General features: G+C 42.1%; 6 protein-coding genes. All 6 read left to right on the top strand.

Annotated elements, in window-relative coordinates; translation table 11 throughout:
* Positions 1–4: 4 nt before the first annotated feature.
* The 6 genes from C9J38_RS02035 to C9J38_RS02010 all read left to right on the top strand — a co-directional run bounded on the left by C9J38_RS02035 (position 5) and on the right by C9J38_RS02010 (position 15619).
* Positions 5–9196: a type I secretion C-terminal target domain-containing protein gene (locus tag C9J38_RS02035; protein WP_233218457.1), complete on the top strand. Its 9192-nt coding sequence runs from the start codon at positions 5–7 to the stop codon at positions 9194–9196.
* Between the two features lie 7 nt (positions 9197–9203).
* Positions 9204–11384, top strand: coding sequence for a type I secretion system permease/ATPase (locus C9J38_RS02030; protein ID WP_107205644.1), 2181 nt, complete (start codon positions 9204–9206; stop codon positions 11382–11384).
* Entirely contained in the window at positions 11374–12693 is a 1320-nt protein-coding gene (locus tag C9J38_RS02025) for an HlyD family type I secretion periplasmic adaptor subunit (RefSeq protein ID WP_107205643.1), read from the top strand. The genes C9J38_RS02030 and C9J38_RS02025 overlap by 11 nt, the downstream gene beginning before the upstream one ends.
* Positions 12694–12760: 67 nt before the next feature.
* A complete protein-coding gene (locus C9J38_RS02020; RefSeq protein ID WP_107205642.1) occupies positions 12761–14071 on the top strand; it encodes a TolC family outer membrane protein in 1311 nt (436 codons plus the stop codon).
* A 2-nt stretch (positions 14072–14073) separates the two neighbouring features.
* Positions 14074–14682 carry an OmpA family protein gene (locus tag C9J38_RS02015; protein ID WP_107205641.1) on the top strand — a complete coding sequence of 203 codons (609 nt, stop codon included), beginning with the start codon at positions 14074–14076 and terminating at the stop codon, positions 14680–14682.
* Between the two features lie 10 nt (positions 14683–14692).
* Positions 14693–15619 carry a PstS family phosphate ABC transporter substrate-binding protein gene (locus C9J38_RS02010; protein ID WP_107205640.1) on the top strand — a complete coding sequence of 309 codons (927 nt, stop codon included), beginning with the start codon at positions 14693–14695 and terminating at the stop codon, positions 15617–15619.
* Positions 15620–15712: the final 93 nt, after the last annotated feature.

Here is a 15712-nt window from a genome sequence, read left to right as displayed (position 1 = left end):
AAGGATGAAGCCAGTAATGTATGTAGTTGTTGAAAACGTTATCTGGAAAATAACAACGGAAGGTGAATGGGTACAAGTTCCGCCATCGGAGATCATTGATAATTCAGTACCTTTCATTGCAGAGCAAGCACAAGTTAACGACATCATAAAAACTCAAAATAATGAAGACGATGTTGTTAACTTGACGCAATCTGATACGGCACCTCGTCACACACAAAACGCCTCAGAATCTAATATCAGTTCAAGTGATGGTATTTCTTTTATTACCCGTATTAAACCTACGCTTGCTGAAACCTTGCCTGAAGCGGGATTTACTACCCGTCCAACAACTTCCCAAGAGAGAAACGAACGAGATGAAATTGGCGATACCATTTTGTCACTTCGTAACTCTGCCGCTTTAACAGTCACAATTGTTGACGGTGGTGATGGTTATGAGAACCGCTTTGAAGTGCCGACGGTCGATCTCTTTGGTGACGCTATTGATGTTGAAAATGGCCGTATTGTGGTTGTGACTATCACGGATATTAATGGCAAAGTGTTCACAACAAATGCGGTCGTTAAAGATCAAAAATGGTTTATTAACGATCAAGACTTAAGTGAACTCGCTGAAGGTCCACTTGATGTTTATGCTTCTGTCACTGATTACTATGGCAATTTTGTTGACGCCACAGATAACACCATCAAAGACACCTTAGCTGAAGTTACCGCTGAATTTGATGGCAAGGGTGATAATTATCTCAACCAATTTGAAATCGTTGTTAGTGATTTATTAGGCGATATCACCTTTGTAGAAAATAACCAACCCGTTACGATTACCGTCACCGATAGCCAAGGTAAAACCATCACCTTTGAAACAACTAACACTGATGGTACTTGGAACATTAACGATACAGATCTATCTTCCCTCGCCGAAGGTGAACTCACAGTAGTTGCAGACACGGTCGATATTGCAGGTAATCCAGCCTCTGCCACCAGCACTATTATCAAAGATACCCTTGCAGATATCACCGCAGCCTTTGATAGCGATAACGATGGCGTTGCTAATGATTATCTCAATAACGTAACAGTAAAAAATACCCACCTTTTTGGTAGTGTTAATCACGTAGAAAATGGTCAAACCGTTACCATTACCGTTTCAGGACAAGGCAGTAATAATTTAACGTTTACCACCACTGTAACCAATAGCAGCTGGAATATTGCTAATGTCGATCTAAGTAATTTTAATGATGGCGAAATCACTATCACCGCAGAAACCATGGATATCGCAGGTAACCCAGCGGTATCGAGCAATACAATCATTAAAGATACCACGCCACCAACTATCGATATTGATACCAGCAATTACGATTTGGGCGGATTGAATATCACCGCACTCAAGCTTGGTTATGTCGAGTTTTTAGAAGGTACAACAACGGGCACTGAGGCGGGTGATAAGATCGAAGTCACTTTCAGTGATGGCACTGAAACCGTTATCTTAACCACCACTGTAGATAGTGCGGGAAATTGGCGTATTGAAGATTTCGATCTTAGCCAACTCAATGTACAAAAAACATGGGAAATGTCAGCAACCGTTACCGATATAGCAGGTAATACTGCGACTGATGATATGCCGACATTAAGACATCCTGATTCTTCAGTTTTTTATGAGACGACATTAGATTATCAAGGTTCAGAAACTGCAACGGCTTCTATCAATATCGAGTTTGCTGAGTTTACTTTTAATGCCAATCAAGCATTACTAGAAAAGTTAACCTCTAACGGTAACCCGATTACGGTTACCATCTCACCGGATGGGCTCACACTCACTGCGGTAAGCAACGGCGTCACCGTTTTAACGGCAACGATTCAAACCGTCTCTCAAGACATTAAAATTACGTTATTTGAACCTATTGATACTAAATTTGGTTTCAATAGCACTCAATCAGCGATCTTGATTGATGGTGTCCAAACCGATAGCGATGGCACAACAGAAACGGTTGTTGCGCCCGCGTTAATTTATATCCGAGATTCAGAACCTACGATTATTGATGACTATAGCAATGTGATTGAAGGCAATATTACCTCTGGCAATGTGCTCAACAATGATAGTGATCTTGATTCCCCCCTCTCTGTTGTTCGTGTCACGATTAACGGTGAAACCAAAGATCTAACAGGTTCTTCTGTAACGTTTGATCTTCCTGAAGGTCAACTGACCATGAAAGAAAATGGTCATTGGATTTTTAACGCCAATCGTAATCTCGACCATAGTGCGGGTGATATTGACCTCGTAGTTAACTATATCGCTGGCGATAAAGATAATGACAACGGAAGTGCGGATCTCACCATCACAATTAAAGATGGCGAAGCAAATACCATCATCAATAACAATGATAGTAACGTTGAAGGACTGATTTCTAATCCTACAGATACCTTTACAGGTGACTTTACCATTAAAGCAGGATCAGATAACCCCGATCCTAATAGCATCACTTTTAACGCCCAAACTATTGCTACTTTAAGTGCTTTAAATCTAACGTCAGGTACTTCCGTTAAATACCTTGAATACACATTAAGTAATGATGGAAAAACCATTACTGCGACATCTGGTGGAGAAACCATCTTTACTTTAACCCTAACTGGTGCTGCCAATAGTGATGATGTAACAGGTACAGTAACCTTGGCTCAACATCGTCCGTTAAATCACACCAATGCCAGTGATGTGATCAAATTACCACTACTGATTGATGCCACCGATTTGGATGGTACAAAAACCCCAACAGGACAATTTGATTGGTATATAGAAGATGGTGCAGATCCTGAATTAATCGTCAACCAAGCACTCGACTTTGATGAAGCTAGCCTTTCTTCAAGCCAACCGATATCCAAAACAGGCACTATCGATGTTGTTGTTGGCAGTGATGGCTTAAATGGCCTTTCACCTCTCAGCCCATTATTTTTTGATCAAACACAGCTACCATCAGGATTAACCAGCGGCGGCGATATCATTACTTACACCGTTACTGGTACAGGTCAAATGATTGAAGCATCGGTCAATGGTGAAAAAGTTTTTGATATTGCCATTACACAAAAACCTGATGCTGAAGGTAACTCGACGGTTGAGTACACTTTCAACCTGTATAAATCTATCGACCAAACAGATCCAAATGGCATTGAAACCATTACCATTCCAGTCTTTATTCGCGATAACGATGGCGACGTTAACCAAGCCAATATCACTGTAACGATTGCCGATGGTGACACGCCAGTCATTACTAATACCACATTAGAAATTACCGAAAACCCAATTGCTGTAGCACCCGATGCGCCACCAGCAGGCACGACAGAAACAGCAAGCTCAACAATTTCTGTTACCGCAGGGCAAGATCCGATTGTTGATTTACAACTGGCTCTAACAGGCGCAGTTCAAACCAGTGATGGTGATGCGATCACTCATAACGGTGAAGCACTGACGTGGCAGTTTGATGGTAACAATACCTATGATGCGGTTTTAGCTAACGGTACGGTGATCTTTTCCATCAACCTTTCCGACATTGGCACTATTGCTGCAGGTGGCAGTGCAGATGCAACCATTACCATTGTGCTGAATGACTTTATCGATCACCTCAATGGTAAAGATACCAAGCTTGATATCACCCTTCCCGTTCAAGCTACTGATAGTGATGGCAGTGTTGGAACATCCAACGTAACGGTCACAATTTGGGATGGTTTGAAGCCAGAAATCATCGTTAATGGCAGCTTAAATGTCCAAGAAAATGATTTATTAGATGATGGTGTAGACAGTGATGCCTCTGATGTAGCAACACCAACACTGAGCTTTAATACAGGCAGTGATAGTGTGGTATCCGTGACCTTAGACACCGCCTTATTTAATGGTAAAAACTACACCAGCGCAGGCGATAACATCACGCTTGGCGCACCTAATGCTGATGGTTGGTATATCGCAACAGCCGCGGGTAAAGAAATATTCCAAATTAAAGTTAACCTTGATGGTACGGTGGAGTTTGATCTCTTTGCCTCTATTGATCATCCAGATGCCACATCACAAGATACGCTTAACCTTGAGTTTGGTGCCATTCTGACTGACAGCGATGGCGACACCTCGCCTGCCACTATCTTTGATGTGAATGTCTTAGATGATGTTCCAAAAGCCGGTACTGCCAGTACATTGTCTTTAGTTGAAGGACAAAGCCAAACCTTACAACTATTAACCGATGAGATCACTGGGGCTGACGGCGGTGAAATTGTTAGCTTCATTTACAACGGAACAACTTACTCTATTGATGGTAATCCGATTGATTTAATCAATACTACGATCTCGCCGTCGAAAAAGTACGGTACCATGGTCGTTAATGCTGACGGTACGGTTGAAATAACAACTGTCTCAACGTCTGAATTTAGTGGACGGATCCTCGATACACTAAAATATACAGTTAAAGATGGCGATGGTGATACCGCGAATCGAACCGCAACAATGGCATTGGGTGATAACCCAGGTCATATCAACGTTGAACTGATGGAAGTATTGGAAGACACGTTGACAGCCCCGTTAACAATCAAAGTCTTCCCAGGCGATAATGACCAAAATGAAACCCTTACCAGTATCACTATTAGTGAAAGCTCATTGGCAGGTGGACAACTTTATTTGAATGGCACGTTACTCACGGCAGTCGGCGGCGTCATCACGATTACCGATTTTATTAAAAACGGTAATTTCTACTCTCCTAACGGTGAACTCACCTATCAACCAGCCCCTGATGTTGCAATTAATCAGCAACGTATGGTGAACCTTGAAGTCACAGCAACCATTTCAAAAGATTCTGGCATTACATCCTTAGATAAGAAGTTACCTATAAAAGTATATCCAAATGCTGATGCGCCTGTATGGGACGCCCCTGAAACTGAATACACAGGCGTTGAAGATGATAACGGCAGCATTAAACTAGACCTTGCTGCCAATCTTACCGATACCGATGATTCCGAAAAATTAACATATCGAATTTCAGGTATTCCAGATGGCATTACATTAAAACTCAATGGCAATGTCGTTAAAGACGGTGATGTATTAAATCAAAATCAACTGAATAAAATCACTATCGTTTCAGATAAAAACCTTGCAGGTAAATTTGAATTTACCGTAACCGCTATAGCGACCGAAAAAGGTAATCAGTTCATTGATAAAAATGAGCATCAAAACGAAGAAACACCACACCAAGTTATTATTAACATCAAGCCAGACGCTGATACACCGACCCTATCGGTGAAAAACATTAAAGGTATTGAAGATCAACCGATTAACTTAAGCCAAGTATTAGTCGGTAAGCTTACCGATACCGATGGTTCTGAAAGTTTAAGCTATCAAATCAAAGTGCAAGATGGTTGGTCTATTCAAGGCGGTGGTGCTATTGAGCAACCAGTAGGATCAGGTATTTATATTGTCAGCGCTGAAGGTATTGAAAACGGTACAGCCCTACTTTATCCAAAAGAAGATATCAGCTCATGGACAGAAACGCTGACCATTGAAGTCACGGCGGTATCGACCGAAACCTCCGTTGATGGACTTGATCCCATTAATATCACTGCGGTTAGTGATACCAAAACCATTACTATTGATTTAAAAGGTGTGATTGATCGCCCTGATGTTGTAGATGGCGGTAATGGTCATTGGGAGTACGTTACAGAAAGCCCAAGCACTGGAAATTCCACGGGCTTTAAAGGCACAATCAAAGGTACATCCGGCTTTAACGAAGATAGTCCATTGCCTTTAGATTTCATGATCACCACCAGTGATGATGATAAATCGGAACAGATCACTATTATGATCACCAACCTTCCTGACGGGGTAATGTTTGTTGATAGTAACGGTGATCCGATCACACTAGAAATCGTAGGTGAAAATGCATCGAATGGCGTGATCTACCAGATCAGCAACGATCAGCTTAAAACCACCTTCTTAAAAACACCGAAAGACTTCAGTGGGCAACTTAATTTTGATGTTAACGTGATTTCAACTGAGCCTGATGGTGACAGCGGCGAATTCAATTACCAAGTAGAAATTGATGTGCTTCCTGTCGTTGATGAAAAAGATGGCGCTATCCTTGAAACAACAACGCTTGAGGATAAATCAGCAAGCTTCTTAAGTGAGCCCATGATTAATCAAGATATCGATCACAGTGAAAGTTTAACCGGTTATAAGATCACTGGATTACCTTCAGGCTTAACACTCTTTATTGATGGTATTGCCGTATCTGTACCTACTGGTGGATTAGATCTTGCTGGCTACAAAACCAGTGGCGAATCGTGGACTGACTTCATTAACAGCGGTCGTGTTACTGTGCTTGCTGATGAAGATTTAAGTGGTTTATTCAATATTTCAATTAGCTATGAAGTCACTGACACCTCACCTACAGGACAAACGGCGACAAAAGACATTAATGCAACCATTCAACTTGATGTGAATGGTATTGTTGAAGGCGATACCCGTTTAGAATCAACATCAGAAGTGCTCACCAGTACCGATGGAAGCCCTATCGATTTAACCAACGCGGTTCACTTTTTTGATGAAGATCTCGATGGCTCAGAGTACCTTGATTACATCATCATCGTCGTACCAAATAGTATTAACTTAATCGTTGAACACCCAAATGGTGCGTCCATTGACGGCAGTGGTAACTGGATTATTCCCGCAACGGGATTAACCAGTGACACAGTAAAAGAATCGATGAAAGATATCTTGGCAGGTGCAACCATTAGCTCTAGCTTTGATACTGACATTATCGATCTACGTGTTGTAGCCCACGTTATTGATGACGAACATTCACGCTATATTGAAGCTCCTCTTCAAGTCCAAATTACAGGTCACAGCGGCGGTGGTTCTTGTCTTCCAATTGACGATCCAGATAGCATTCAAGGTGACGATGCCATTATTGCCAAAGAAGGTGAAGATATTGATTTATCAGGGTTGCTGGATGGCAACATTGACGACAACCCTGAAATAGAAATATCGTTTTTCATTGATATCAAAGATCTACCTCTAGGTGTTGAAATTGAAGGCGATGGTGTTATTCCTGAATACAACGCTGTTGGTGAAATTCTTGGCTATACCATTACACCAAGCGGCTTAGAAAATATGGTCTTTGTTGGACTCGATGAAGATTGGGCTGGCTGTATTAATATTCCTATTGAGATCACTCAAACGTCCACCTGTAACGGTCAATCGTCCCAAACAACGCAGAATATTAAGATTGAAGTTATCCCTGTTGTCGATGATATCATTGTCAATGCAGGACAAACCACGATTCAGGAAGATACCGAATCTGCTATCAACTTAGAATTAATCTTAGGTGATAATATTTTCGCGGGGCAAACCATCAGCGGTGAAGGTGAATCAGCCACAGGTAAAGAAACCATTAACTGGTTGAAAATTACTTTACCTGCCGGGGCAGAACTCAACGGCGATCCCGCCATTTTACAAGACAACGGCGATAACACATGGACAATTAAAGACCCAACCCGTTTAGGTGAATTAACCTTAACACCACCACTTAACTTCAGCGGTGAGTTAACCATTAATGTTGCAGCCAACATTACTGATGAAGCTGATTGCCCAACCCAAACCGATACCCAAACCAAAACGGCATCAGTGGTCATCAATGTTGCACCAGTAACTGATTTTGCAAAAATGCCCGATAAAATCGAAGTTCTAGGTGACGAAGATAGCTACATTAATATCACAGGCCTAGACGCAATTTTATTTGATGATGATGGTTCAGAAACACTATCACTGAGTATTTCAGGGCTACCTGAAGGGGCTGTGCTGTTCTATTCACCTGATGGCGGAAATACATTCGTCCAGTTACCTAACAGCGGTCAATCATGGAGTATCAGTGCTAGCCAAATGGACGGAGTTTATATACGTCCACCGCTAGATTTTAGTGGTGATATGAAGCTCAAACTAGAAGCCATCACCAACGAAATTGGCACCAATGATATTAAAATCTCGACCACTGATTTAGTCGTAGGCGTTAAACCTATTGGCGATGATGTTCAGTTCTTTGATGTCCCAGAAAGTCTTGCTGGAACTGAAGGTGATAGTTTCACTATTCCAGTGAATCTAGAAAGCTATGAAACAAACAGTGATGAAGCATTACGACTCACAGTAACGATCAGTGCGAATGATCCTGCTCAGTTACAAGGGTTAGATAAAATCGTTATTGGCGGACAAGAAGTTACCTTTGGGCAAAAAGGAAATAATTGGTTTGCTACCGTCGTCGTTAATGCCAATACATTGGATGAATTCACACTTTATCCCGGTGATGCTTATGGCGACATGACGATCACATTAGCTGCCAATACTGTTGATACCAATATCGTATTAGGCACTGAGTACACTCATGAAGGTGTTATCGCTACCGAAGAGATCAAATTAACCATTGATGCGCTACCTGATGAGCCTGAATTAACGGCGCAATACAACAGTATTATTGCTGAAACAGATTCAGCGATCGCCTTAAATCTTGATCTCATGATGCAAAATCCAGCACCTAATGAAAAAGGCAGCATTATGATCACAGGCTTCCCAAGTGATTACACTTTCTCTGCTGGAAAAGAAAATAATGGTGGTTGGGAAGTCGAACTTGCTGATATTGCCAGCCTCACCATGACAGGCAACAGCGCACAAGATTTCACTTTATCTATTGAGCCAAGTGCCAGCATCGGCAACCAAACTGCAACGGGCACAGCGCAAACCATCGATTTCAAAGTCGCAGTATCGGGTGATAATACCCTAGTAGGTACAGCCAATGATGATGTGATCATCGGCGGTAAAGGCAACGACATAATGTCAGGTGATAACGGTAATGACAGTTTCGTCTTTAAATCTGATGATCTTGGTTCAATCTCTGCACCAGCACAAGATACTATTTTAGATTTCGATACCACAATTAATAGCGACAACATCGACTTAAGCGCTATTTTATCAAATTTAACTGATGGTATTTCAGCCGATAACTATATTGATATTACTGAAAATAACGGTTCCGTCACATTACATGTTAAAGATAATGGTACAGATGTTACACAAGAGATAACGTTAGAGAATGTAAGTAAAGATGCGCTTTATGGCGCAGATACGAGTTCTGCAACGGATGCAGAGCTTCTTCAAAAAATGATAGATGATAATAATCTAATTACTGGCTAGGGATGGTATGAGTAGTAAAAGTCCGCCGTTAGATAATGACCTCTGGCTAGCTGCTATATTGTGGCTATGCCAGCATTACAGCATTCGCTGTCATCGTCTAAAAGTCACCTCAGGTTTACCCTTAATAGAGGGTAAACTTGACGATTCTCTGTTTGAACGTGCAGCCAACCAAGCTCAGTTGGACGTTGGCTTACACCCGAAAAAAAAGCTAATCACAGCGAGCTTACCAGCCGTAGGGATTACTGATGCTGGCGAGCCAATCATTATTAGCGAATACGTTAATGGTGAATTTAAAACCGTCCAGTTTAAAACTAATGATGATCATACCCCAACTCCCATTGTCTCTCAGCAATCAAGCGATGAGCTAACACATCTGCTCAACGGGGATGTTTGGCAAGTTTCGCTGATCCAAGTTGCTGACCCCCGCGTGGATGATATTAAACCTAAGCCTAAAAAACATTGGTTACGTGCAGCGATTTCAGAGGTAAAACCTTGGTATCGTGATCTGCTTATTGCCTCTATTTTTATCAACCTACTCGCTCTTGTCGTGCCGTTATTTACCATGAACGTCTACGATCGCGTGGTACCCAACCAAGCCTTTAATACCTTATGGGTGTTGGCAGCAGGGGTATCAATTGCGTTGATATTTGATTGGTTATTACGCGAAGCACGAAGCGCTATCACCGATATGGCTGGGCATCATATTGATACCAAACTATCGGCAATTTTAATGCAAAAAGTCTTGGGGATGAAACTTGAACATCGCCCCCAATCAGCCGCTGCATTTGCGCGTCAAATTCAAGATTTCGACAGTGTGAGAGAGTTTTTCACGTCAGTCACTTTAGTTACCTTGGTTGATTTGCCTTTCACCTTGTTCTTCCTTGCATTAATTGGTTGGCTTGGCGGACCTATGATGTTTGTTCCTATCGCTGTAATGGCGGTGCTATTGCTCCTAAGCACCATTATGAAAGGAAAAATTGGTCAAACATTGGATGAGTCAGCTCGCTTATCGACCCAGAAACAAACCCAATTATTAGATAGTTTATATAATCTGTCTGATATCAAACAAAACAATGCTGAAGGCATCATCCAACGCCGTTGGGAGCAAACCGTCTCTGCACTCTCTGATTGGCATATCAAATCACGAAAATACACCAATGTGGTGTCTCATTCGGTAATGAGTAGTCAGCAAATCGTAACCATTGGATTAATTATCATTGGTGTTTATCGTATTTCAGAAGGTTTGCTCAGCATGGGTGGCTTGATTGCTATTGTTATGCTGAGCGGTCGTGCCGCGAGTTCAATCAACCAGTTATCGATGTTAATGCTGCGCTATCAGCAAAGCCGCTCTGCTATTACAGGACTTGATCAAGTGATGGCATTACCGCAGGAAAGTAATGAGCATCAGGTCATGGATCGCGGTGAGTTTAACGGTAATGTTCAGTTAGATGATGCGAACTTTGCCTATCCTGAGCAGCAATTCAATGCCCTCAGTAATATAAAATTAGCGATCCGCCAAGGTGAGCGTGTTGGTATTATTGGCGCCGCAGGCTCTGGTAAATCGACCCTATTAGCCCTACTTTCTTATCAATACCGCCCGAGTTCAGGACAGTTATATTTTGAAGGAATTGATGCCCAGTTATGGCCGCCCGCCGCCCTTCGTAACAACATCGGTTGGGTTGGACAGCAGCCAGCTCTTATTTACGGCACTATTTATGAAAATATTCTATTTGGCAGTGATGACGTCGATGAAAAGCGCCTAAGTCATGCCATAACCACGTCGGGCTTAAATAGCTTTATGGATCGCCTTGCCAACGGATTAGAAACCCAAGTCGGTGAAAATGGCCGTAATTTATCAGGCGGTCAACGCCAAGCAGTCGCACTGGCTCGCGCACTATATCGCTCACCTAGCCTATTGCTGATGGATGAACCAACGAGCGCTTTAGATCAACAAGCAGAAGAACGTTTTCGTCAAGCCCTGCATCAATTACCGCGTGATATCACCATGGTAATTAGCTCTCACCGCCAGTCTATTTTGGCGCAATGTGATCGCATTATTATGCTAGAGCGTGGGCAAATAGTGGCTGATGGTGATGCAAAAACCATTCTTGCTAAACAAAAACCACAACGTCCAGTTAGCCGTGTTCGATCCGTCAGTATTGTTCAAGGAGGCGGTAATGAGCAGTAATTTAAAATGGGCAAATCAAAAACACGCCTATCGTTCTCGTAAAATCGTTTGGCTTTGTTCACTACTAGTTATCTCTATTATCACTTGGGCTGCTTATTCCAAATTGGAAGAAGTGGTCGTGGGTGATGGCAAAGTTGTACCGACCCTCGCCATTCAAAAAATTCAGAGTTTAGAAGGCGGTATTATTGAACAAGTCTTAGTTAAAGCAGGCGAACAGGTAAAGAAAGGTCAGCCTTTAATTATTTTAGATGACACCCGTTTCCGTACCGCTTTCCAAGAATCTGATGAGCATTACCGTACTTTACAAGCGCAAATCAAACGCCTGAAAGCCGAATTAGACACAGTAAAAGTCAATACCAAGGAAAAAGATTGGAAAAAACAAATCACTATTTCCCATCAAGCTATCGCTTTTGATGATTTAAGTAAGCGTGCCCAGCTTAATGCTAAAGCCAATTACAACGAACGTATTGGACAAATTGAGTCACAACTTGAAGAAGCACAGCTTACGATTGAACAGCAAACTGAAGCGTTACGTGATGCGAAAAGTAATACATCCACACTTTATAGCAGTCTTCGTTTAGTCAATAAAGAAGCCAAAATGCTCGAAGGGGCGGTAAAACGAGGCGCTGTTGCGGAAGTAGAATTGATCCAAACACGTCGCGATCAGGTCAAATTACGCGGCGAAATTGCCAGTTCAAAAGTTGCACAACAAAAAACGTCAGCAGCATTACGTGAAGCTATTGTGATGCGCCGCAATCTTGCGTTGGAATTTAGAACCTCAGTCCAAGCACAACTCAATGAATTGACCAATCAATTTGCCCAATTAGAAGATAGTCAAGAAGGGTTAGCCGATCAGTTAAAACGAACTGAAATCACCGCCCCAATGGATGGCACTATTAAAGATATTTTAGTGCGCTCATTAGGCGGTGTTGTAAAACCCGGTGAACCCATCATGGAGTTAGTGCCTAATGACAGTAAGTTAATCGTTGAAGCACGAATTTCGCCGCAAGATATTGCTTTTGTACAAACAGGATTAGAAGCCACCATTAAATTTACAGCCTATGATTTTGTGGTTTACGGTGGACGTAAAGGCACGGTGACATATGTCAGTGCTGATGCCCTACAAACAGAAGACGGTACCGCTTATTACCGCGCCCATATTCAGCTCCATGATGATCCCGAAACACGTTTGCAAGCCATTCCTGGCATGCAAGCTATGGTGGATATCTTAACGGGAGAAAAAACCGTTTTGAGCTACTGGTTAAAGCCGTTATTACGCGCCAAAGCAAGTGCATTAAGAGAGCCATAACATTTAGCTAATTAGTCATGCCGTTTTACACAAAACGGCATACAGAATAAGAGATAAAGGAAAAGGAATGCGTTTATCATCATTAATAGCAGCTGCGCTATTTTCATCAAGTGCTGCGCACGCGCTCTCTTTAGAAGAGTCTGTTGCCTCAGCCATTGATTACAGCCCACAAATTGCGGGGCAATATGCCCGTTTTCAATCAGTACTTCGTGAAGTCGATGGCGCACAGGCTGATTACTTGCCACAAGTAAATCTATACGCTGCTGCGGGTTATGAAGAAACCCGTTACAACAGTGGCAATAAAATCCCAAAAGACGATCGCGGCATGAACCGAACTGAAATTGGTTTCAAAGCCTCGCAGTTAATCTTTGATGGCTTTAAAACCTCAGCCAATACTGATCGTCTGAGCTATGAAGCAGAATCTGAGCGGTTAACCTTGTTATCTGATGCAGAAGATATCTCATTAGATACCACACGTTTATACATGGAAGTACTGAAAGCCAAAACCATTCATGAATTAACCCAACGTAACGTTCGTGAACATGAAGCGATTTACCAAGATATTCTGGATAAAAACTCAAAAGGTTTAAGCAGTAATTCTGACTTGGCCCAAATCGCAGCACGTGTTGCGACGGCGCGCTCATCACTCATTGCCGCCGAAAATAACCTCTACGATCTCGATGCCCAATTTATGCGTTTAGTTGGAAAACCGGCAACGGGTTTAGTCGATCCTGTGGTCGATACTGCCCTGCTGCCTAGCAGCAAAGAAATTGCTATTAAACAAGGTATTAAGCAGCATCCTGAAATTCAAGCCGCCATGGCTGATATTCAAGCGGCACGTGAAGAAATTCGCCGTGAAAAAGGCAATTACTTCCCTGAATTTAAGCTAGAAGTACACGCAAATGCCAACGACAACGTGGGGAACACACTGGGTCCGGATCAAGATGCCCGTGTCATGCTAACCATGAATTACGACATCTATAACGGCGGAAAAACCAATGCTGATACAGAAGCCTCTGCATGGCGTCATGAAGAAGCACGTACTATCCGTTTGCGTGCAGAACGTGAAGTGGTTGAAGGAACAACCCTAGCGTGGAATGCCTACAACATGTTAGAGCAACAGAAGAAATTGTTAAAACAGAACGTTGATGCAGCAAAAGCCGCTGAAATGGGTTATGAAGAACAATTTCGTTTAGGCCGTCGTAGCTTACTTGACGTACTTGATGCAAAAGTAGAAGTGTTCCTTGCCCGCAAGAACTACATTAATACCGAATATGACCACACCTTAGCGGCATATCGCATTCTTAATGCTATGGGTAAATTGACCTATGCGTTACGTGTTGAATACCCAGAACAATGGCAGGCGAAGGAGCAATAATCATGAAAAAATCACTACTTTCTCTCATTTTATTGCCTTTGCTTTTAACTGGCTGTGCAGATATGCCTGATACTCAAGTCACTCGCCATCAGATTGATGATCTTCGCGATCATGATAAAGATGGCGTGATCAATCAACGGGATATGTGTGCCGATACGCCTGCTGGTACGCAAGTTGATATTACTGGCTGTGCACCTTGGGAAGTGAAGCCAAAATACGACATCCAGACAGTTTACTTTAACTTTGATGACGACCATATTCGCTTAGATCAAAATGAAACCTTCACTCAACTTTTTGATTTATTAAAGCAAAAGCCACAGGCAAAGGTCATCCTTGTGGGTGATACTAGCCCTGAAGGTACAAACGAATACAACAAAGCATTAGCGCAACGTCGTACAGGTGTGATTAAAGATGCATTGATTGAAAATGGTATTGCACCTGAGCGCATCTCAGAGCAAGAGTTTACGCAGGTGACCGAATTAACCAAGCACCTAAAGAAACGTGAGCGACGCACCATTGCTGTTATAACCAGCAACCAAATGGAGCCTGTAAAAAAATGGACAATTTACAGCTCTGAGCAATCAGCGCAACATGCATCAACAGCACAGTGAGGGAATACTCGTGAATAAATCAACTTTAACTTACATGTTACCACTGGCGCTGTTTGCTTCTTCTGCTTATGCCGATAGCAGTAAAACCATTGCGGTTGAAAATGAACTCAATACCGTTGTCAACGAGCTAATTTCAACAGCTACGTTGAACAATCATTTACTCACCGAACAAAGCAATGATATTCAAAAAGTCATGATTGAAGATGGGGTAAAAATTGGTATTAGCTCTCGTCGTTGGTTAGATAGCGAAGTCGCCGTTTTTAAAGATAAATACGGTTATAAACCAACCGAGCTGTACTTTACATCCGATGCCATCGCCATTTTGGTTAATGAAGATAATCCAATTAAGTCTATTTCAATCAATGCACTGGCTGATATTTTTGGCTGCCAATCATCATTAAAATCAATTCAATGGCAGACAGTAAGTCCTGTACTTGCCAACAATACTGAACTGGCACAAGTACACGCTTATTCAGTCAATGGTGATTTATCAGCACACCGTAATTTCACCAAGATGATCACCTGCTACGATGGCCAAAAAACGGCAACTAAATCGTTAAACAGCCGTAAAGATTTAATCGATACTATTGAATCAAAAGAAAACGCCATTGGTTACACCGTATATCAAAGCCAAGATAAAGATATTAAACGTATTGATATTATTGATAAAAATGGTGAGCGTTTTGGTCTAGATCATGAAACAATTTTATCAGGCCGCTATCCACTTGCTAACGTTTATTACATGTATCTGAATTTAGAGCCAACAAATAGCTCTCTATCGCCGCAGCAAGCAGCCTTTGTCAATTACGTAATGACACCAGAAGCGCAACAGACACTGACTGACAACGGCTTTATCAATTTACCAGCAGCGGCAATTACGCGTAACAAAGTCGTATTAAAGCAGCAGCAACCTGAAATTCAGGGCGGTTATAAATAATTTAACAATTGTTTTAAAACAGCCATGAATTGGTATCTATCGCTATCAAAGCAACAGGGGCGTAAAGTTAAACTTTACGCCCCTGTTTTTTAT

Origin of the sequence: Photobacterium sp. GB-210 (genome assembly GCF_003026075.1) — a bacterium.
Lineage (GTDB): Bacteria > Pseudomonadota > Gammaproteobacteria > Enterobacterales > Vibrionaceae > Photobacterium.
The sequence above is the reverse complement of the archived record's forward strand: the minus strand, read 5'-3'. Positions and strand labels throughout refer to the sequence as shown.